Genomic DNA, 18,754 nt, shown 5'->3' on the forward strand with positions numbered 1-18,754 from the left:
CGAAATCATTGGGAATTTGTCTTACCCTGTTTTGTATGATTTTATTTTACGGTTAGGCGCTTTTTTCTGTTTTGGTTTCCTGTTGGGCTTCCTGTTCCAGTTTCTCAATGGCCAAAGGGGCGTTCTTTACTTCGTCCGGAATGACGACTTCTTTTCCCTGGTCGTAGAACAGCTGGATATCCAGGCTGGAGGTGGAGCTGTCAATCAGGCTCTGAATCATTTCCTTTTTCCGGTCATCCAGGTTCTTTTCCTTGGACACGGTTTCCAGAACGCTTTGGCCCAGGGAGTGGACCAGGGGCGTAAAGTTAAAGGAAATCCGGTTGTAGCGGGTCTTTTCCTTATCGATGGACACGTTGTAGCTGAAGTCCTTCATACTGGCCAGGGCCTTGCGCATTTGTTCGTGCTGTTTTTTCAAGGTCTTGGCCCAAAGGCTGTCGGAATTGTCACCAAAAAGCCGCTCGTTGTCCAGGGTAATCTTGATCAGCTGTTCCATTTCCGAATCCTGGAGTACTTGGACGGAACGCACCATTTTTTCAAAATCGGGCAGCATTTCTTCCTGTTTTTTGGCTTTTTGCAGGGTTTTCTGATCCAGTACTTGGACGGTTTTGGTCCAGCCTTTGCCGCTGTTGAAGTATTGGGTCACCTGCTTATCATCTTTGGACGCATAGAAAGAAAAAGGAATCTTTTTGCTGCCTACCCCGGCCAGGGGAACCACTTCTGCCGTGCCCTTGCCTTCCAGGATGTATTGGGGTTCGGCGGCTTTTTTGTCAGCCTGTTCCTGCTGCTGGACCATCCGGCCGTTTAGGGTCATGGTCCCCATCCCCAGCGGAGAAAAGATATTGCTGTGGATCTGGTATTGGATATATTTTTCCTGGTTGGTGTTTTTCTGGGCTTGGACCACTTCTTTTAACGCTGCCTGGTCCACTTTGGCGGCCTGGGCCGGAACCAGGGGAGAGAACAGGAAGCAGAGGGCTGCGGCCAGTCCTAAAACGCGTACGTTCTTAAAAAATGTCATAATAATCCTCCTTTGGCATATCTGACAATTACAGCATATAAGGATAGAATTACACATTGGAAGCAAAAAGTCAAATCCAGTTGCCCTAAATGGCAAATAAACTGAGAAAAGAATGGAAATATGGTATAATGAAACAAACGCTAAGAGAAATTTATTCTTAATTAATAGAACCCCATCTATAGATGGGAGGGAGGCTGATTTTTATGAAAATGCCCGTAATTTTTTCCGGTCACGGCAGTCCCATGGTGGCCCTGGAACATAATGCCATTACCCAGGAAATGAACCGGGTGGGGCAGGACGTATTGGCCAACTTTGGCAAGCCCAAGGCCATCCTGGCCATTTCTGCCCACTGGTTCACGCCAGGCACGTATATCCAGACGGCGGCGGAGCCCGACCAGATTTACGATATGTACGGTTTCCCCGATGCTCTGTACCAGGTAAAATACCCGGTGAAAGGCTATTTGCCCCTGTCCCAGGCCGTGGAGCAGCTTTTGGGAGAGAAAGTTTCCGTAAATGATGACTGGGGCATTGATCATGGCACCTGGGTGGTGCTGAAACATATGTTTCCCCAGGCGGATATTCCCGTGGTTCAGCTGTCCGTGGCCCAGGGCAGTACGAAAGAGGCCTATGCCCTAGGGCAAAAGCTGGCACCTCTTAGGGAACAGGGCTATTTGCTTTTTGCCAGCGGCAACGTGGTCCACAACCTGAGACGGGTGGAATGGGATAATCCCGGCGGCTCTCCTATGGCCCTGCGGTTTTCCCAGTACATTGCGGAGGCGGTGCTGAGCCGCCAGGACGAAAAGGTGCTCCACTATAAGCAGGCCCAGGACGCCGCCTATGCAGTACCCACCCTGGACCATTTTATGCCCCTGGTATACGCTTTGGGCGCTTCCCAGGGAGAGAAACCTCAGCTGTACAACCATTTGTGCAATATGGGGTCCATGGATATGACCGGCTATACCTTTGGTCTGGAAAAACCGGAAGCCTAGAAACCCAGCAAAATGGTGTGCTATAATAAAGCTGATTGCAGCAGGACCTGCGGTTTTCCCTGGGTCCTGCGTTTTCCTAAAGGAGGCTAATCCTATGAATAATGAAGTGTTGGAATCCATCCAGCTGCGCCGCAGCATCCGCAGCTATCGTCCAGATCCGGTACCCAAGGAGCTTTTGGAAGCGGTCATCAAGGCAGGCCTGTATGCTCCCAGCGGCAAAGGGTCTCAGGAAACCATCATCCTGGCCATTACCAATCCTGCTATGGTGAAACGGCTGTCCAAACTCAACTGCGAAATCGGCGGCTGGAAGCCGGATTTTGATCCTTTCTACGGGGCTCCGGCGGTTTTGGTGGTCCTGGCCAAGAAAGACCGTCCTACCCGGGTTTACGATGGCTCCCTGGTGATGGGAAACCTGATGCTGGCCGCCCATTCCGTAGGCTTGGGCAGCTGCTGGATCCACCGGGCCAAGGAAGAATTTGAACGGCCGGAAGGCAAGGCTCTGCTAAAATCCCTGGGCGTAGAAGGGGAATACGAAGGCATTGGCCATTGCATTTTGGGCTATGTGGACGGGGATATTCCTGTTGCCGCCCAGCGCAAGGAAAAACGGGTCTATATTTTGTCCTGATAAAAAAGCTCTGCACGTCCGGAAATTGCGGACGGCAGGGCTTTTTTCTTGGTTCAGGCTTTGGGCAGGAATACCACCGAGGGCGCAAGCTTCTGGTAATGGCTTTCCAGCATGGCCTTGTGGGACAGGAAACGGGCATCGTCAAAATACTTGGCCTTTTGGGGGCAGTACACCACGCAGGCCTGGCATTTGATGCAGATGCCGGGAACTTCATCAGTATTTTCCGGATTGATGGAGCCCATGGGGCAGACCTTGGCACAGATGCCGCAGTGGTCGCATTTTGCGCTGTCCGTCAGGGGTTTGGCTTTAAGGAATTTGGCGGGCTGTCCGTCTTCGCCCAGGGGAATGTAGTAGGGCGCTACGGGCTTTTCGTCCCCCAGGGTTACGGGCTTTAGGGGTTTGCCGCTTTTTAGGACTTCGGCGGCAGCCTGGGCAAGGGCTGCAAAAGCTTCCTTGTCCTGGGCGGTGGGGTGCTCTCCGCCAATTTGGGCAAAGGCATGGGGAGCAGCAAAAGCACCGGCTCCCAGCACCACAAAGCCATGGTCCTGGAGCTCATTGCGCAGTTCCGTCAGGGAACTGTCGTAGTTCCGGTTGCCGTAGGTTACCAGGGCAAGGGCCGGCGTACCCTTGCCTTCAAACAGGGTTTCAACAAAGGGCAGGGCTTTGTTGGGTACCCGTCCGGCGTAGGTAGGTGTACCAAAAACCACCAGGGTATCAGGGCCGTATTGGCGTTTTTCTTTTTGGCCAGCCGGCAGGGTAAAATCCTCGTGGTTAACGGGCAAGCCCAGCTTTTCGCCCAGGGTTTTGCCCAGCTGCTCCACCAGGGTCCGGGTTTGGCCGGTGGGACTGAAAACAACCGTTGTAATCTGTGTAAGCAAAATTATTCCTCCCCTAATCTAAAAACGACCTGAATTTTCACTCTTTTTGTATCATACCGCATTAACGGCCAATTGGCCATACTCTTTTTTTCTAGAGTGTTTGCACCGGGTAGCGGAATTTACTATAATAAAAGAGATTCGTACCTGACTTGGAGAGGGCGTGGAAAGAATGAGTGAGCTTGTGATTCGCGATGCAGCCTTAACGGATGCACCTGCTTTATGGAGCATTTATAAACCCTATGTGGAAAAAACGGTGATTACCTTTGAGACGGAAGTTCCCACGGTGGAAGAATTTGGCCGCCGGATCCAAAAGGTCCAGGAGCGGTATCCTTACCTGGTGGCTCTTTTGGAGGGACGCCCGGTGGGGTACGCCTATGGTCACCCGTTTGTGGGCCGGGCTGCCTACGATTGGGCGGCGGAACTGAGCATCTACGTAGCTGAAAACCTGCGCCATGCCGGAGTGGGGGGACAACTGTACGCAGCTCTGACAGACGCCCTGAAAAAGATGGGGGTGCTGAACCTGTACGCCTGTATTGGGGTACCGGACCAGGAAGACGAGTACCTGAACTTCAACAGTGCCCAATTCCACGCTCACCTGGGTTTTAAGGAAATCGGAACGTTTCATGCCTGCGGCTACAAATTTAACCGCTGGTACAACATGATTTGGATGGGAAAGACCATTGGGGAACATCTGGCCAAGCAGCCGCCGATTATTCCCTATCCCCAGCTGAGAAAAGGGTAAGGGAAACCAGGGCCTGGGAGTGGGGCCGGAAAGGAAGTCAGCAGCCATGGAACAAGAAGTGGTTTTGATTACCGGAGCCAGCAGCGGCATCGGCCGGGAAACGGCCATATTGCTGGCCAAGACCGGACATATTGTTTATGGGGCGGGACGGCGGATTGATAAGCTGGAAAGCCTGTCCGCCTTTGGGGTGATTCCCCTGTACATGGATATTACCAAGGAATACACCTGCGAAAATGCCATCAAGCGGATTTGGCAGGAACAGGGTTCCCTGGATATTCTCATCAACAATGCCGGCTACGGCTCCTACGGGGCCATTGAAGACGTGCCTCTAAGTGAGGCCCGGCAGCAGCTGGAAGTAAATGTGTTTGGGGCCATGCGGCTGGTCCAATACGTGCTGCCCATTTTCCGCCACCAGCATCGGGGCAGGATTGTTATGATTTCTTCCATTGCCGGCCGGGTGACGGGACCCTTTGGGGGCTGGTACCATGCCAGCAAGTATGCCCTGGAAGCCCTTACGGACGCCCTGCGCATGGAAACCAGCGGCACGGGCATCAAGGTGGTGCTGGTGGAGCCGGGCCTGGTAAAAACCGATTGGGGGCATATTGCGGCGGACCACCTGGAGTCTGTTTCCCAGGGAGGCCCCTATGCCCGGCTGGCAGCCCACGTGGCGGCGGGGATGCACAAGCTGTACAAAAGCCGCTGGTGCAGTCCTCCCGCGGAAGTAGCCAAGGTGGTCTTTCTGGCCGCCAACGCAGCCCAGCCCCAAAGCCGGTATCTGGCTGGCCGGGGTGCTTATCTGATTTTGTTCCTCCACGCTATTTTGCCCACCTCGCTGTTTGACGCCCTGGCCCGCCGGGTCATGAAAAAACTGTAAGAAGGTGAACCTATGGATGTAATTCGCTTGGGCAATCTGCAGCTTTCCCTGTTTCTCATGATCCTGATTGGCCTGGTGCTGATGAAACGGGGCATTATTGACGAAAGCGGCAAGCGCTGCCTGACGGATTTGTGCGTGAATGTGATTATTCCCTGCAACATCATCAAGTCCTGTTTGTTCCCCTTCAAGGGCAACCTGTTTGTAACCTGCGGCACCATTTTGCTGTGCGGGGCACTGCTGCAGCTTGCCTTTATGGTGCTGAACCAGTTCCTGTTCAACCGTTATCCGCCAGCCCGGAAAAAGGTGCTGCAATACGGCACCCTGGTGTCCAACAGCGGCTTTTTGGGCTACCCGGTGGCGGAAGGGGTGTACGGGACCCTGGGGCTGTTCTACGCCTCGGTCTTTCTCATTCCGCTGCGTATGGTCATGTGGTCCGTGGGGACTTCCTATTTCATGCAGCAGCCGAATCTGAGCCGCAGTGCCACGCTGAAAAAGGTGCTGACCCACCCCTGCCTGGTGGCCGTGTACCTTGGCATTGCCATTATGGTGACCCAGGTGAAGCTTCCGGGCTTTTTCACTATGACAGTGACCTACATCGGGAACTGCAATGCGGCCATTACCATGTTTCTTATTGGCACCATTTTGGCAGATGTGCCTTTCCGGACCATCTTTAACCGGGACAGCTTTCTCTACAGCCTGCTGCGGCTGCTGCTTTTGCCCGCCCTGGCGCTGGGTATCAGCCGGCTGCTGCACCTGGATCCTGTGGCCACGGGGATTGCCGTGCTGATGACCGGTATGCCGGCGGGGGCTACCACGGCTATTTTTGCCGCCCGCTACAGCAGTGATGCGCCCTTTGCTACCCAGCTGACCATTCTGTCCACCCTGCTGTCCATGCTGACCATCTTCTTCTGGTGCTACATTCTGCCTCAGCCTTAAAAAAACGGATGCCGTAAGGGCATCCGTCAAAATACTTCTTGGTCGATTCCTGTGGGAATCGGCTTTTTTTTTAGGGGCTATTCCACCCGCTGGACAAACTGCTGGACCGCCCGGGTGTACGCTTCCGGGTCCTCCGGCATTTCCATGGCGTGGGCTACCCCCTGGAACAGGACCAGCTGTTTATCTTTGCTGGTGCACTGGTCCGCCAGCTTCTGGGCAATGTCCGGGGGAATCAGGGTATCCGCGCTACCGTGGAGAAACAGTACCGGAGTGTCCATGTGGGCCACCTGGGAAAGGGGATCCAGGTCGGACATCCATTTGTGGGTATGGTAGTAAAGGGCCAGCTGGAAGAAGGGGTTCAGGGCGTCCATGCCCAGCACGTAATGGTCATCTTCCGTGTACTTGTATAGTTTTTCCTTGCCCAACTCCAACAGGTTTCCGTAGGAACTGTCGGCCACATAAAATTTCATTTCATGGCCCTGGGGACTGGCGGCGTAAAGCAGGGACATCCCGGCCCCCAGGGAAATGCCGTGGAAACCAATCTGTACCTGGGGGTCCCGGCTGCGCAGGAAGGCCACCCAGCCGTCCATATCCTCAATATCGTGGACACCCCAATCCGTATGGGTGCCATCACTTTCCCCATGGCCTCTCAGGTCCGGCATCAGCACGTTGTAGCCCAGGTTACGGTAAATGGAGGCGTAGCCCAGGCACATGGTCCGGTTCTGGAACAGGCCGTGGAGCAAGATGACTGCCCGGTGGCTCTGGGGATCGTTTTCTATATAGGTGCCCCGGAGCTTGGTGCCGTCCTTGGAGGTAATGACCACCTGCTCCCAGCCGTAGCGGGCTTCGGCCCGGTGGACCTGGTCCAGGTCATCCCGGTGGTTTTCCATCCCCAGAATCTTGTCCCAGGGGGCGCTAAAAAGCTGGTTATAGGCCGTATTTCCGGCGTACAGCCCGGCTCCCAAAAGGAGCAGCAGGCAAAGATAGATTACATAACGGATAAAATCCCAAATAAAACGCATGGCGCTGCCATCCCCACTTTCACTAAACCTCTATGAATAACAATCATAGAAACTTTTCGTTAGGAATGCAACGAGAAAATTTGACGAAACCGTGAAAAATTATGAAATCCCTCTCTGGGGGATAGGAAATTTATCATAAAACCATTATTATGTAAAAAGGAGAAAAAAGTCAACTCTTGTAATTTTATAGTTTAGGGCTATGATAACAATGGGAGAATTTATTTTTTAGAAAGGAGGTTTGCGCCATGCTTTTCAAGGAACGGACCAAAAGTCTGTTTGCAGATGCGCTGACCCGACTGTTGGAAAACAAAAGCCTAGACAAGATACGGGTGTTGGATATGGCTAAAGAATGCGGCGCAACGCCTCAAACGTTTTACTATCATTTTCATGATAAGTACGAACTGTTAGCCTGGATGTTTTTACGGGACTTCATGGGCTTTATGGGGCTCTCCCGCATTACACTGTCTGCCCAGCGCCTCACGGCGATGATGCAGGAATTGGAAGAGAAACGCGGCTTTTACCAAAAAGCGCTGCCGGAGGAATTGATTCCCCAGGTGTATCCCTATGTGGCTGCTTTTATGGAACAGGTGACAGAAAAAGCGCTGACCCAGCAAAAAGGAGCAGAAGCTTCGCTGGAGGAACGCTTGGACATCCGCTACCATATTTATGGCACCATTGGGTTATTGGCCGATTGGATCCATGGGCGGATTCCTCTGTCCGCAGCTGAACTGCAGCAGGTTTTTACGGCCCATACGCCGGCAGAGCTGCAGGCTGCATTGGACAACACGGTTTATTTTCCCGGGGATCTTGCGTTAAACAAAAGTAAAAATAAGAAGGAAATCGAAGGGAAACGGGGAAATAAATAGTAGAGCATGTTGTGCGTAAGTTATGTACAAGAGTACATAGACAACCAAGGGTTTAGCCGCTTCCTATGAGGCCAAGCGGAAAATCCGAAGCTCCTTTGCATGGATTTATAGCCAAACGAGGAGGGTTATTATGGAATTTACGAAAACGGTTCTCACGAAGATTGTCCAGGAAACCAGTGATACCTATAGCTTTATCATGGACGTGCCCGCAGGTTTTACCTGGAAGGCCGGCCAGCATGTAGCCTGGCAGATTCCTGGTTTTCAGCTGGATCCGGAAGACCGGAATACCCGTGTCTTCACCATTGCTTCTGCTCCGGAAGATGGGTATCTGATGTTTACCACCCGGATTGCAGAACCCCATACCAGCCTGAAAGAAGTGCTGCTGCACCAGATCAAACCGGGGGCAGAAATTGGTGTTGCCAAACCCATGGGCAAATTTGCCCTGGATACAGAGCACTACAAGGAAACCCTGATTTTGGCCGGGGGCATTGGGGTAACGCCCATTCGTTCCCTGCTGCGGCACTATATGGAACAGCCGGTAAACGGGCACAAGATTACCCTTTTGTATTCCGATGACCGGGGCGAATTTGCCTACGGGGATTTCTGGAAGGAATTGGAAAAACGGGTACCGGGGCTGGACCTGAAATTGATCTCTGTGCGGGATGAATTTACTGACGGCACCGATGCCTATGCCAAAGCTCAGGGCAATGCTGCAGAGTACCTGGTAGCCGGGTCTCCGGGCATGAACAAAGCCTTTACGGAACGCCTGGAAAAACTGGGCGTAGCTGCAGAAAATATCAAGACCGATGTGTTCATGGGCTACAAAGACTAACACCATGTGCTGTGCGTATGAAACTGCATAATTGATAGGTATTATACATATGCCAAAACCTGAACTACAATAGAGATGCCAAAGGCATCTCTATTTGTTTATGCCTAGGGGATGCTGAGAAATACAAGTTTGTGGGGGAGTGAGCAGGGTGAACAAACAAATGCAAAAAATTGCCGGACTGGTGCTTACGGTTTTGGTGGTGGGAGGCCTGGCCTGGGGGATTCGGGCTTACCAGCAGAAGCCGGCGGAAACCTCTGGCAGCGGGGCAGCGCCCAGTACCCAGGCACAGGACGGACTGGTGCTGATTCCCCAGGGAACGTTTACCATGGGCAGCCCGGACAGTGAACGCCAGCGGGAAAAGGACGAAACCGCCCATGAGGTTTCCGTAAGTGCCTTTTATTTGTCCCCTACGGAAGTGACCCAGGAGCAGTACCAGCAGGTCATGGGGGAGAATCCCAGCCATTTTCAGGGCCAACAGCTTCCTGTGGAGAACGTGACCTGGTATCAGGCCGTGGAGTTCTGCAACAAGCTGAGCAGCCAGAAAGGCCTGACGCCGGCCTATCAGGTAAACGGAAATACGGTAACCTGGGACCGGAGTGCGGATGGGTACCGGCTGCCTACGGAAGCGGAATGGGAATATGCCGCCCGGGCAGGAACCCATTCCATCTACTATTTTGGGAATCAGATTAACAGTGATCAAGCCAATTTTGAAGGGGACTATCCCTACCTAATCGAAGAAAACTACGTGGTGCAAAGGGACCCCAAGGTGGTGCCTTCCGCCAACCGGGGCAAAACTATTCCGGTGGATCAGTTGCCGGCCAATGCATTTGGTCTGCACAATATGCTGGGCAACGTATCCGAATGGGTTTTTGATTACTATGGACCCTATGGGACTTCGCCGCAAAAGGACCCGGCAGGGGCGGAAAAAGGGTCGCTTCGGGTTAACCGGGGCGGGGGCTACAACGATTTTGGCAAGCACCTGCGGGCAGCCTACCGCTCGGCCACGAATCCCCTTGACCATGACCAGAACCTGGGCTTTCGCATCTGCCGCAACGCCCAGCCGGGAAAAGGCCTGGTAAAAACCACGGCCAGTCTGCAGCCGGCTATGCCCGCCCAGCCCCGGGTGCTGATTGCCTATTTCTCCTATTCGGGCAATACCCGGAAGGCGGCCCAGCTGCTGCAGGAAAAGACTGGGGCGGACCTGTATGCCATTACCATGGCCCAGCCCTATACAGGAGATATCTACGAGGCTTCCCAAAAGGATCTGATGCAGAACGTGCACCCGGCTTTGGCAGGGGCCATGCCGGATCTGTCCCGCTACGATGTGATTCTCTTGGGCTATCCCACCTGGTGGGCCACCATGCCCATGCCGGTGTTTACCTTCCTGGAAAGCGGGGACTTTAGCGGTAAGCTGCTGTTTTCCTTCAGCTCCCACGGGGGTAACCGGTTTGGGGACAGTGTGTCCGACCTGGCCAAGGAGATTCCCCAGACTTATGTGGGACGGCCCTTTGAATTCCATTATTCCGGGGGCAGCAGCCTGTCCCAGGAACTGTCTGCCTGGCTGGCCCAGTGCGGCCTAAAGGAGAAGTGAAACGATGCGAAAGTTGAAAATTACCGTGGATATCCTGATGCTGGGGCTGTTTCTGTACCTGCTCAGCTACCACCCGGGAATGGGCCTTTTGGCCCACGGCATCTGCGGTATGGGCTTTTTTACCCTGGTCCTGCTGCACAACTGGCTAAATCGGAGCTTTTATAAGGTGCTTTTTAAGGGAAAATACCCTTTTCGGAGAAAAGTGCTGGTAACGGCGGATGTATTGCTGCTGTTGGCAACTCTGGTGCTGGCCCTGAGTTCTTATATGCTGGCAGGCATGGTTTTCCCCCTTGCCATTTTCCCCTTTGCCCCGGAATGGGGACGGGTCCATGGGGTGGCGGCCTACTGGGCGTTTTTGCTGATCGCTTTCCATTTGGGTCTGCATCTCCAGGGAGTATTGGGCAAGCTGGAACGGCGCTGGCACGATACGGCCTTTGAATATGCCGGGTACTTTTTGGAGTTTCTAGTACTGCTGCTGGGGCTGTATTGCTTTTTTGACAGTGGAATCTGGGCTCGGCTGGGTCTTCCCCTGGGCCGGGGACCGCACCCGGCTTTAGGGGCCTTTTATGGGGAAATGGCGGCCATCCTATTGGGGATGACCGTCCTGACCCACGGGTTCCTGGTGCTCACAGACCGCTAAAAGAAAATCCCCCGAGGAGAAGTGCTCTTCGGGGGATTTTTTTGTGCTATTAGGACATGCTTTTGAGAAAATGGCCGGTTTTGGAATTGGTGCAGGAAAGCAGCTGTTCCGGGGTGCCCTGGAACAGGATTTCTCCGCCCCTGGTGCCTCCTTCCGGGCCCATATCGATGACCCAGTCCGCCTGGGCAATCAGTTCCAGCCGGTGGTCCACAATCACCACGGTGTTGTGGTTGTCCACCAGCTTGCGCAAAAGGGCGTACAGGGTTTCTACGTCCCGGTTGTGCAGCCCGGTGGTGGGCTCGTCCAGAATATAGATATTGCCCTTTTTCTGGAGTTCGCTGGCCAACTTTACCCGTTGGACCTCGCCGCCTGACAGGGTGCTGGTGGGCTGACCCAGGGTCAGGTAGCCCAGGCCCACGTCCAAAAGGCTTTGCAGGGAGGTGCGGATCTTTTTGTCCTGGAAAAAGTCCATGGCCTGTTCAATGGTCAGGTCCATGATATTTTCAATGTTCCGGCCCTGGAACTGGTAGCTGAGCGCGGTGGGGTTGAACCGGTGCCCGCCGCATTCCTCGCAGACCTCTTCCACCGCATCGGCAAAGGCCATATCGTAGGTGATTTTCCCTTTGCCGTGGCAGACCGGGCAGGCTCCTTTGGAATTGGAGCTGAACCAGCTGGCCGGCACGTTGTTTTCCTTGGCGAACAGCTTGCGGATCTGGTCCATGATGCCGGTGTAGGTGGCCGGGGTGGACCGGATGGAGGTGCCAATGGGTTTCTGGTCGATGACAATGGCCTCTGGATAGCGGCTGGCAAATTCTCCGCAGACCAGGGAGGTTTTTCCAGAGCCGGCTACCCCGGTTACCGCCGTGAAAACGCCTTGGGGGATTTTCACGGTCAGGTTCTTCAGGTTGTGGAGGGTGGCATTTTCTACCAGAAAGGCTTCGCTCCAGGGTTTGGGCTGGCGGTTAATTTGGATTTTATGGAAAATGGCCTGGCCGGTCAGGGTTCCGGCCTGCTTCAGGCCGGCCACATCGCCCTGGTAGACAATCTGGCCCCCGTGGGAACCGGCCAGGGGGCCCAGTTCGATGACCTGATCTGCCAGTTCAATCATCTGCCGGTGGTGCTCCACAATCAGCACGTTGTTGTGCTGGTCCCGCAGCTGGAGCAGCAGGTGGCCAATGCGCTGGGCATCTGCGGGATGGAGGCCGGCAGTGGGCTCATCTAGGATATAGGTAATGTTGTTGAGGCTGTTGCCCAGGTGACGCACCAGCTTCAGCCGCTGGCGCTCTCCGCCGGACAGGGTGTCCGTGGGCCGGCCCAGGGAAAGATAGCCAATGCCCAGGTTCACCATGCGTTCCAGGGTATAGGAAAGCTGCCGGGCCAGGGAAATGCCCATGGGGCTTTGGATGGCTTCCAACAAAGGCAGCAGTTCGCTGACGGAAAGGTTCTGGTAGTCCACAATATTGTAGCCGTTGATTTTGGAGGCCAGAGCCTTGGCGTTGAGCCCGGTGCCGTGACAGCTGGTGCAGGGGCCTTTGTGGACGTGGGTCATAATTTCGTCCTGAAGGCTCTTTTTTAGTTTGCTGATGTCCCGGTTCAGGTACAGCCGGCGGAAACGGGGGAGTACCCCTTCGTAGTCCACATAGTCCACCCGGCCGGTCTTGTTGGAGCGAATCTCGATTTCCGTTTTTTCCGGGGTACCGTTCCGGAGTATTTCCCATTCTTCCGGGGAGAAGTCCCGGAGTTTTTTGTCCGGATCCAGGTACTGGTTGGTTACATACAGGTCCGCCTGCCAGCCTGCAGCAAATTGGCTGAAGCAGATGGCGCCCTCCCGCAGGGTCTTGTTCTCGTCAAACAGGCTGTCCTCGTCCAGGGTCAGCCGTTCTCCCAGGCCGGTGCAGTCCGGGCACATCCCCAGGGGATGGTTGAAGGAGTAGGCCATGGAGCCCCCGGCACTGGGGACCCCAATGCGGGAAAACAGCAGCCGGAGCAGGGGCGCAGCGTCCACGGCGGTTCCCACGTTGGAACGGCTGCTGCTGCCCAGGGTCCGCTGGTCCACCACTACGGCCGGGGTCAGGTTTTCGATAAAGTCCACCTTGGGCCGTTCATAATGGGGCATCCGGTTCCGCAGGAACAGGGGGTAGGAGGCCTGCCATTCCCGGCTGCTTTCCACCGCAATGGTGTCGAAGGCCAGGGAACTTTTGCCGGAGCCGGAAACGCCGGTAAAGACCACAATCTTGTCCTTGGGAATATCCACATCAATATTTTTCAGGTTATTTTCAGAAGCTCCGCGGATGCGGATCACATCTTCCTGGTTTGGCATATACAATCTTCCTTTCAGCAGTTATTCCAATGCTATTTTAGCATAGCAAAAGAAAGTTCCCAGGAATTGACCCGGAATCTGCATCCTTTGCCGCAGCTCATTTCTTAGAAAAAAGGGGGTGTGAAATAATACCCCCGTAAGCAAAAACGGCTTGCGAGCTCAAAAGAGTTCGCAAGCCGTTTTTGTTATTCTTTATAACCGTATCCTAATAAACTTCCTCAGTCAGTCCTGCGGACTGACTGCCCACACGCTTTGCGCTCATATCCAATTCTCAAGGCTGTATGCCGCAGAGAATTGGTTAATATGAGCCATGTGATAGCGGCCTGCAAAGTGAACCTGGAAGGTGAAGCTGAGCAGCATGCCGCGAACCACTCAGGGGCCAGTCTTAGGCCTATACGAGTCATGTGCAAAACGGGTATAGCAAAGGAGCATAGTTTGTAAATACCTGCACTACCCTAGTCTATTGCTTGACCAGTAGCGGCATAGAAGGCTTCCTGAGTGGTTCGCCGTGCTCCGTTCTCCTTCACCCTGCGGGTTCGGCTCACGGACGGCTATCACATAGGTCGCATATTCCAAATGTCATCGGGAAAATGATTGACATTTGGATGCGACCGTAAAGCGTGAAGGAAGTGTCGCCGTAAGGCGACGATAGAAGTTTCCTTATTTCACACCCCCAGATTTTTTAGGAATTTTCACTGCGGCTGAACAGGGCCACGCTTTCCACATGGCAGGTGTGGGGGAACACGTCCACGGGCTGGACTTTGCGCAGCACAAAGCCGTGGTCCCGGAGAATGGCGGCATCTCGGGCCAGAGAGGCCGGATTGCAGGATACGTACACCACCCGTTTGGGGCGCACCTGGGCGATGGCGTCCAGAACACGCTTTTCGCAGCCGGCCCGGGGCGGATCCAGCACCACCACATCGGGGCGGCTGCCGTGACGCACCAGGTCAGGCAGTTCCTTGGCGGCATCGGCGCAGATGAACTCCGTATTGGTTACGTGGTTGTGTTTGGCGTTTTCGTGGGCGTCGTGGATGGCGGCGGGCACAATTTCAATGCCCAGGGCCCGGCGGGCCTTTTGGGCCAAAAACAGGGTAATGGTTCCTGTGCCGCAGTAGGCATCGATGACGTTTTCCTTGCCGGTCAGAGCGGCGTACTGGAGGGCGGTTTCGTACAGCAGTTCCGCCTGCTCTGTGTTTACCTGGAAGAAGGAATGGGGAGAAATGGCAAAGGTGAATTTGCCCAGTTGGTCATGGATGAAGCCGGGGCCCCAGATGACCTTGTTTTTCTGGCCCATGATTACGTTGGTATGCCGGGTATTGATGTTCTGGACCAGAGTGGTGAAACCGGGAATCTGGGCCCTCAGCAGCTGGGCCAGTTCCTTCAGGTGGGGCACCACAGATTCGTTGGTGATGAGCACCGCCATCACTTCCCCGGTTTTTACCCCGGTGCGGCCCATAATGTGACGGACCAGGCCCTTCCGGCTGTCCTCTTCCAGCGCGGCAATATGGTATTGGGTCATCCACTCCCGGGTAATCTGGGCGATTTTGTTGTTGGTTTCCTGCTGAATCAGGCAGTCTTTCACATCGATGACCTGATGGGTTCCAGCGGCAAAGCAGCCAATCCGCAGCTGGTGGTTTTTGCTTTGTGCGACGGGCACCTGCATCTTGTTCCGGTAATGCCAGGGGTGAAGGGCTCCCAGGGTGTCCAGGACCTGCACCTTGTGGAAATGGCCAATCCGTTCCAGGGCATCTACCACGGTCTGCCGTTTATTGGCCAGCTGGGCCGGGTAGGACAGATGCTGGAGCTGGCAGCCCCCGCATTGCTTGTACACCGGGCAGGGCGGTTTTTCCCGGTCCGGGGAGGGTACCAGTACCTTTACCAGCTTGGCCTGGCCGTAGCTCTTTTTTACCAGGGTAACCTGGGCCTGCACCCGTTCCCCCGGCAGGGCACCGGGAATAAAGAAGGTGAAGCCGCTGACTTTGCCCACTCCTTCGCCGGAGCTGCCCAGGCCGTTAATGGTGCATTCGATATTTTCTTTGGGTTTAAATTGCATATGTGTATGTTCCATAGTCCTTCTATTATACCTGTGCGGCCCCTGGGACGCAACCGCAGGGCCGGGGAATTATTGGCAGCAGCCGGAATTCCCCTTCAGTGCATGAAAAAACGGGAAAAAGAAAGAAAAGAAGAATGATTATCAGGAATTGACAGATACCCTGTGGAATTGGTATGATAAAAACAGCAAGGACGCTGCCGGCTGTCGCAGCGCCCGTTTTTTCAAATCAGGGCGGCAGCTGAAAGAGTTCTTAGGAGGCGGTTATTGGATGGCAAAAGCATAGAGGAGGAACTACCATGGAAACGGATTTTCTTTTGTTGGTCTGCATTGGTCTGGGGGGTGCCCTGGGCTCCGTGTGCAGGTATTTGGCCGCAGCGGCGCTGAAGGGCGTTTGGGGCCACCATTTCCCCTGGGAAATGATTTTCGTCAATACCTTGGGCTGCGTGCTCATTGGCTTTTTCGCTTCGTATTTGTATGTCAAACTGCCCCATCCCCGTTGGGCGGCGTTTTTCTACTGGGGTTTTATCGGGGGCTTTACCGCGTTTTCTTCCTTCATTAAGGAGGGCATGCATTTCTTTTTGCATGGGGATCATGTGAGCGGATTTTTATATTTACTGCTGCAGAATACACTGGGGCTGCTGGCGGCTGGCCTGGCCTTTTGGGCCGGACGTTCGCTGCTCTGATGCTTGGATATAGGGGGACTGCCAAGGGCGGTCCCTTTCTCACTTATAGGGAAATCTAGAAAGAAGGCAAAAAATGAATCGATTTTTTCTCACCGTATTGGTGCTGGGCCTGGGCGGCTCGGCAGCGGTATGGAGTATGTACCGGACCGGGCTGTCCTTCCTCCGGCCCTGGTGGACGGCGCTGATTTTTCTCGTAATGCCGCTGCTTTTTGTGTTTAGCAATGTGTACCTGAATCTGCTGCCCCGGAGCATTACCCGGTTTCTGGCCTGGCTCAGCGGCCTGTGGGCGGGCTTTTGGTACTATTCCATCCTGACCCTTTTGGTATTTTTGCTGGTTTGGCTGGTGGGCTGGGTTGGCCATTTTCCCAAGGCAGCGCCTATGGCAGCCCGGCTGCTGTTTGCCCTGAACCTGGTGGTTGTAGTGGTTGGCTGCTGGCGGGCCACCCATCCGGTGGTCCGGGAGGAAACCTACCATACGGATTTGGCCCTTTCCGCACCCTACAAGGTGGTCTTTGTGTCCGACCTGCATTACGGCGGTTTGTTTGGCCGGGCTGATGCAGACCGTATGGTGCAGCGGATCAATAGCCTAAAACCCGACCTGGTGCTCCTGGGTGGGGATATGGTGGACGGGAATCTACTGCTTGTGCAAAAGGAAGGCACCCTGGATGCCCTGAAAAATCTCCAAAGCCGGGATGGGGTATACGCCGTGTACGGCAATCACGACCGGCGGATGGGTACGGGTCCCCTGGAACGGAAAATGCTGGAGCAGGACGGCATTCATTTCCTGGTGGATGAAAACCAGGAGGTAAATCCCCAACTGTCCCTGACCGGCCTGGACGATTACCTGTTTGGGGACAGACGGGTGCAGTTTGCTCCGGCTCCCGGCAAGTTCAATATTTTTCTGGAGCATGAGCCCCGGCATATTGAGGAAGCGGCCAAGGCGGGGTACAACCTGTATTTTGCCGGCCATACCCATGCAGGCCAGCTGTTCCCCAATCGCCTGATTACGAAAAAAATGTACTTCCTGGATTACGGCAGCCAAAAGGTGGACCAGCTGCTGGCCACCGTTTCCAGCGGCTACGGCCTGTGGGGCATTCCGGTACGGACGGGCCCCATGCCGGAAATCGTAGTGGTGAATATCGAAAAATAGAGAAAACAAAGCTCCCTTCCAAGGTGCGCCAAACACCTGGGAAGGGAGCTTTGTTTTTCTGTTACAGCAGGCCAAAGGCCTTGAAAAAATCCTGGTAGGCTGCGGCCTTCTTCTCCAGCTTCAGGGGGTAGGCCCGGGAAGTGGAGGGAAGGCGGGACAGGGTGTAGTGCCGGCCGCCCAAGGTAATGGGTACGCTGGCTCCCGATTTGGGCAGGGCCGGGGGATTTTCGCACTGGGCCAGCACTAGTTCCGTGGCTTTTTCCCCGGTGGTGGCCAGGGCCTGGCACTGGGGCAGCTGGTGCAGCATAGCCTTTAGGTCCGCCGGTTCTACTACCTGGAGAAATTTGTCGCTGGCGTTGCCCTTTTCCCGGATGGCCCGGAGCACGGTGGGGCCCAGGGCGATGCCCAGCCGGGACAGTTCCTGCTGGATTTTTTGGGGGTCAAAGGCCTTTGCTTCCCCTTTGCGGAAATAATCCGGGTTCTGGAAGAAAATCAGTCCCATAATCCGCCACATATCGTTTTGGAAGTTGGGATAATAGAAGTCCATGGCCCGCTTGCCGGCAGCCGGGGGAAAGGTGCCCAGCACCAGTACCCGGGCCTGGGGCGGCAGAAAGGGCGGAAAGGGATGGGTTTCGATGACAGGTTCTGTGGGTATTTTGGTCATGGCCGCCACCTACTCCGCATCCTTTAACAGATGGAATTCTTCCTTATGGTAATCCAGGATGCCTTCCTTTTTCATTTTGCTGAGCTCGCTGCTTAACGCGCTTCGGTCCACGCTGAGATAATCCGCCATCTGCTGTCGGTTAAAGGGCACGGTGATCCTGTCTTTTTTCTGCTTGGCGGCCAAGAAGGATAGGTAGGCAATGACCCGTCCCCGGATGGACTTGGACGAGGTGTGGAGAATCCGCCGGGACAGGGCCAGGTTTTTCCGGGCCAAGATGTGCAGCAGGTTTTCGATAATCTGGGTGTGCTGGGGGCAGCTGTGGGAGCAGGTGCGCATGACCTTGCTCAGGTCCATCATCAGCACGGTGGTGTCTTCCTCTGCCAGCACGTTGATCAAAAGCGGCTCGTTTTCCACGCAGGCGTAGGCTTCCGCAAACAAGGAGCCGGGTTCCGCCTGGCCGAGAAGGGTCCGGTTGCCCCAGACATCGTCGGTTTCGATAATCACCCGGCCGGTAAGCACCATGCTGACGGTGTGGACAATATCTCCGGCGTAGTGGATATAGGTGCCTTTTTTATAGGAACGTTCTACCCCGCCCAGGCAGTTCATCCGGCAAAGGATTTCCTGGGGCGGAACGTTTTTGAACAGGGCGGTTTTGCTTAGAAATGCAGTATCCATAGCTCCTCCTTTTCGTTGTTTTAACAACGTTTCTTTTCTCCAGTATACAACGGCTCCGGAAAGAAAGCAAGGCGGGTAAACCACTTGACGGGAAAACCATTCTGTGGTAAATTGTAAGCAATTTCATATGACATGAGCGATGAAAAGAAGAGTACCTTCGGCGCTGCGGCACAGAGAGCTTCTGTTTTGGTGAGAGGAA

19 protein-coding genes and 1 other annotated feature (1 of these 20 cut by a window edge) are annotated in these 18,754 nt (G+C 54.5%); of the genes, 12 read left to right on the plus strand and 7 right to left on the minus strand.

The features are described 5' to 3' along the window. Window positions 1-52: 52 nt before the first annotated feature. On the minus strand, window positions 53-1,015 hold the full coding sequence (locus DW089_RS04820) for a hypothetical protein (RefSeq protein WP_105326910.1): 963 nt from the start codon (window positions 1,013-1,015) through the stop codon (window positions 53-55). 203 nt (window positions 1,016-1,218) lie between these two features. On the opposite strand from DW089_RS04820, the gene DW089_RS04825 reads away from it, so the two are divergent. Together DW089_RS04825 and DW089_RS04830 are read left to right on the plus strand one after the other, a co-directional pair. After that, window positions 1,219-2,004 carry a dioxygenase gene (locus DW089_RS04825; protein WP_118286878.1) on the plus strand — a complete coding sequence of 262 codons (786 nt, stop codon included), beginning with the start codon at window positions 1,219-1,221 and terminating at the stop codon, window positions 2,002-2,004. 94 nt (window positions 2,005-2,098) lie between these two features. Further along, window positions 2,099-2,629, plus strand: a complete 531-nt coding sequence (locus tag DW089_RS04830) for a nitroreductase (protein WP_105326912.1) — start codon at window positions 2,099-2,101, stop codon at window positions 2,627-2,629. A gap of 53 nt (window positions 2,630-2,682) precedes the next feature. On the opposite strand, the gene DW089_RS04835 is transcribed toward DW089_RS04830, so the two are convergent. Then, window positions 2,683-3,507 carry an EFR1 family ferrodoxin gene (locus tag DW089_RS04835; protein ID WP_105326913.1) on the minus strand — a complete coding sequence of 275 codons (825 nt, stop codon included), beginning with the start codon at window positions 3,505-3,507 and terminating at the stop codon, window positions 2,683-2,685. Between the two features lie 169 nt (window positions 3,508-3,676). Between DW089_RS04835 and DW089_RS04840 the strand changes: the two genes are divergently transcribed. Genes DW089_RS04840 through DW089_RS04850 form a run of 3 tightly spaced genes read left to right on the plus strand, consistent with a single transcriptional unit; the run spans window position 3,677 to window position 6,059 of the window. Then, entirely contained in the window at window positions 3,677-4,249 is a 573-nt protein-coding gene (locus DW089_RS04840; RefSeq protein ID WP_105326914.1) for a GNAT family N-acetyltransferase, read from the plus strand. Between the two features lie 46 nt (window positions 4,250-4,295). Beyond that, complete coding sequence (locus tag DW089_RS04845) at window positions 4,296-5,123, plus strand: oxidoreductase (protein ID WP_105326915.1); 828 nt, start codon at window positions 4,296-4,298, stop codon at window positions 5,121-5,123. A gap of 12 nt (window positions 5,124-5,135) precedes the next feature. Beyond that, complete coding sequence (locus tag DW089_RS04850; RefSeq protein WP_105326916.1) at window positions 5,136-6,059, plus strand: AEC family transporter; 924 nt, start codon at window positions 5,136-5,138, stop codon at window positions 6,057-6,059. A gap of 77 nt (window positions 6,060-6,136) precedes the next feature. Here the strand turns inward: DW089_RS04850 and DW089_RS04855 are convergent, their stop codons facing one another. Next, entirely contained in the window at window positions 6,137-7,081 is a 945-nt protein-coding gene (locus DW089_RS04855) for an alpha/beta hydrolase (protein ID WP_105326917.1), read from the minus strand. Window positions 7,082-7,326: 245 nt separating this feature from the next. Here DW089_RS04855 and DW089_RS04860 point away from each other — a divergent pair, with 245 nt between their 5' ends. The 4 genes from DW089_RS04860 to DW089_RS04875 all read left to right on the plus strand — a co-directional run bounded on the left by DW089_RS04860 (window position 7,327) and on the right by DW089_RS04875 (window position 11,010). Beyond that, on the plus strand, window positions 7,327-7,947 hold the full coding sequence (locus DW089_RS04860; RefSeq protein ID WP_105326920.1) for a TetR family transcriptional regulator: 621 nt from the start codon (window positions 7,327-7,329) through the stop codon (window positions 7,945-7,947). A gap of 130 nt (window positions 7,948-8,077) precedes the next feature. Next, entirely contained in the window at window positions 8,078-8,779 is a 702-nt protein-coding gene (locus DW089_RS04865; RefSeq protein WP_105326921.1) for a ferredoxin--NADP reductase, read from the plus strand. 148 nt (window positions 8,780-8,927) lie between these two features. Continuing rightward, window positions 8,928-10,370, plus strand: coding sequence for a flavodoxin (locus DW089_RS04870; RefSeq protein ID WP_199614578.1), 1,443 nt, complete (start codon window positions 8,928-8,930; stop codon window positions 10,368-10,370). Between the two features lie 4 nt (window positions 10,371-10,374). Continuing rightward, window positions 10,375-11,010: a DUF4405 domain-containing protein gene (locus DW089_RS04875; RefSeq protein WP_105326923.1), complete on the plus strand. Its 636-nt coding sequence runs from the start codon at window positions 10,375-10,377 to the stop codon at window positions 11,008-11,010. A gap of 49 nt (window positions 11,011-11,059) precedes the next feature. On the opposite strand, the gene DW089_RS04880 is transcribed toward DW089_RS04875, so the two are convergent. Together DW089_RS04880 and rlmD are read right to left on the minus strand one after the other, a co-directional pair. Beyond that, complete coding sequence (locus DW089_RS04880; RefSeq protein WP_118286879.1) at window positions 11,060-13,330, minus strand: excinuclease ABC subunit UvrA; 2,271 nt, start codon at window positions 13,328-13,330, stop codon at window positions 11,060-11,062. Window positions 13,331-14,012: 682 nt separating this feature from the next. Further along, window positions 14,013-15,383: a 23S rRNA (uracil(1939)-C(5))-methyltransferase RlmD gene (gene rlmD / locus DW089_RS04885; RefSeq protein WP_231086085.1), complete on the minus strand. Its 1,371-nt coding sequence runs from the start codon at window positions 15,381-15,383 to the stop codon at window positions 14,013-14,015. Window positions 15,384-15,531: 148 nt separating this feature from the next. Between rlmD and DW089_RS11720 the strand changes: the two genes are divergently transcribed. The 3 genes from DW089_RS11720 (at window position 15,532) to DW089_RS04895 (ending at window position 17,216) form a co-directional block, all read left to right on the plus strand. Then, complete coding sequence (locus DW089_RS11720; protein WP_255419937.1) at window positions 15,532-15,666, plus strand: hypothetical protein; 135 nt, start codon at window positions 15,532-15,534, stop codon at window positions 15,664-15,666. Window positions 15,667-15,679: 13 nt separating this feature from the next. Beyond that, entirely contained in the window at window positions 15,680-16,066 is a 387-nt protein-coding gene (locus DW089_RS04890; protein WP_105326926.1) for a CrcB family protein, read from the plus strand. Window positions 16,067-16,139: 73 nt separating this feature from the next. Beyond that, window positions 16,140-17,216, plus strand: coding sequence for a metallophosphoesterase (locus DW089_RS04895; RefSeq protein WP_105326927.1), 1,077 nt, complete (start codon window positions 16,140-16,142; stop codon window positions 17,214-17,216). Window positions 17,217-17,277: 61 nt separating this feature from the next. Here the strand turns inward: DW089_RS04895 and DW089_RS04900 are convergent, their stop codons facing one another. Beyond that, a complete protein-coding gene (locus DW089_RS04900; protein WP_105327431.1) occupies window positions 17,278-17,880 on the minus strand; it encodes a DNA glycosylase in 603 nt (200 codons plus the stop codon). 9 nt (window positions 17,881-17,889) lie between these two features. Continuing rightward, window positions 17,890-18,555, minus strand: coding sequence for a Crp/Fnr family transcriptional regulator (locus DW089_RS04905; RefSeq protein ID WP_105326928.1), 666 nt, complete (start codon window positions 18,553-18,555; stop codon window positions 17,890-17,892). Window positions 18,556-18,685: 130 nt separating this feature from the next. Further along, window positions 18,686-18,754, plus strand: a binding site (T-box leader); it runs 165 nt beyond the window's last position.

The sequence above is a fragment of the Acidaminococcus sp. AM05-11 genome (genome assembly GCF_003472805.1).
In the GTDB taxonomy this organism is placed as follows: Bacteria; Bacillota; Negativicutes; order Acidaminococcales; family Acidaminococcaceae; genus Acidaminococcus; species Acidaminococcus hominis.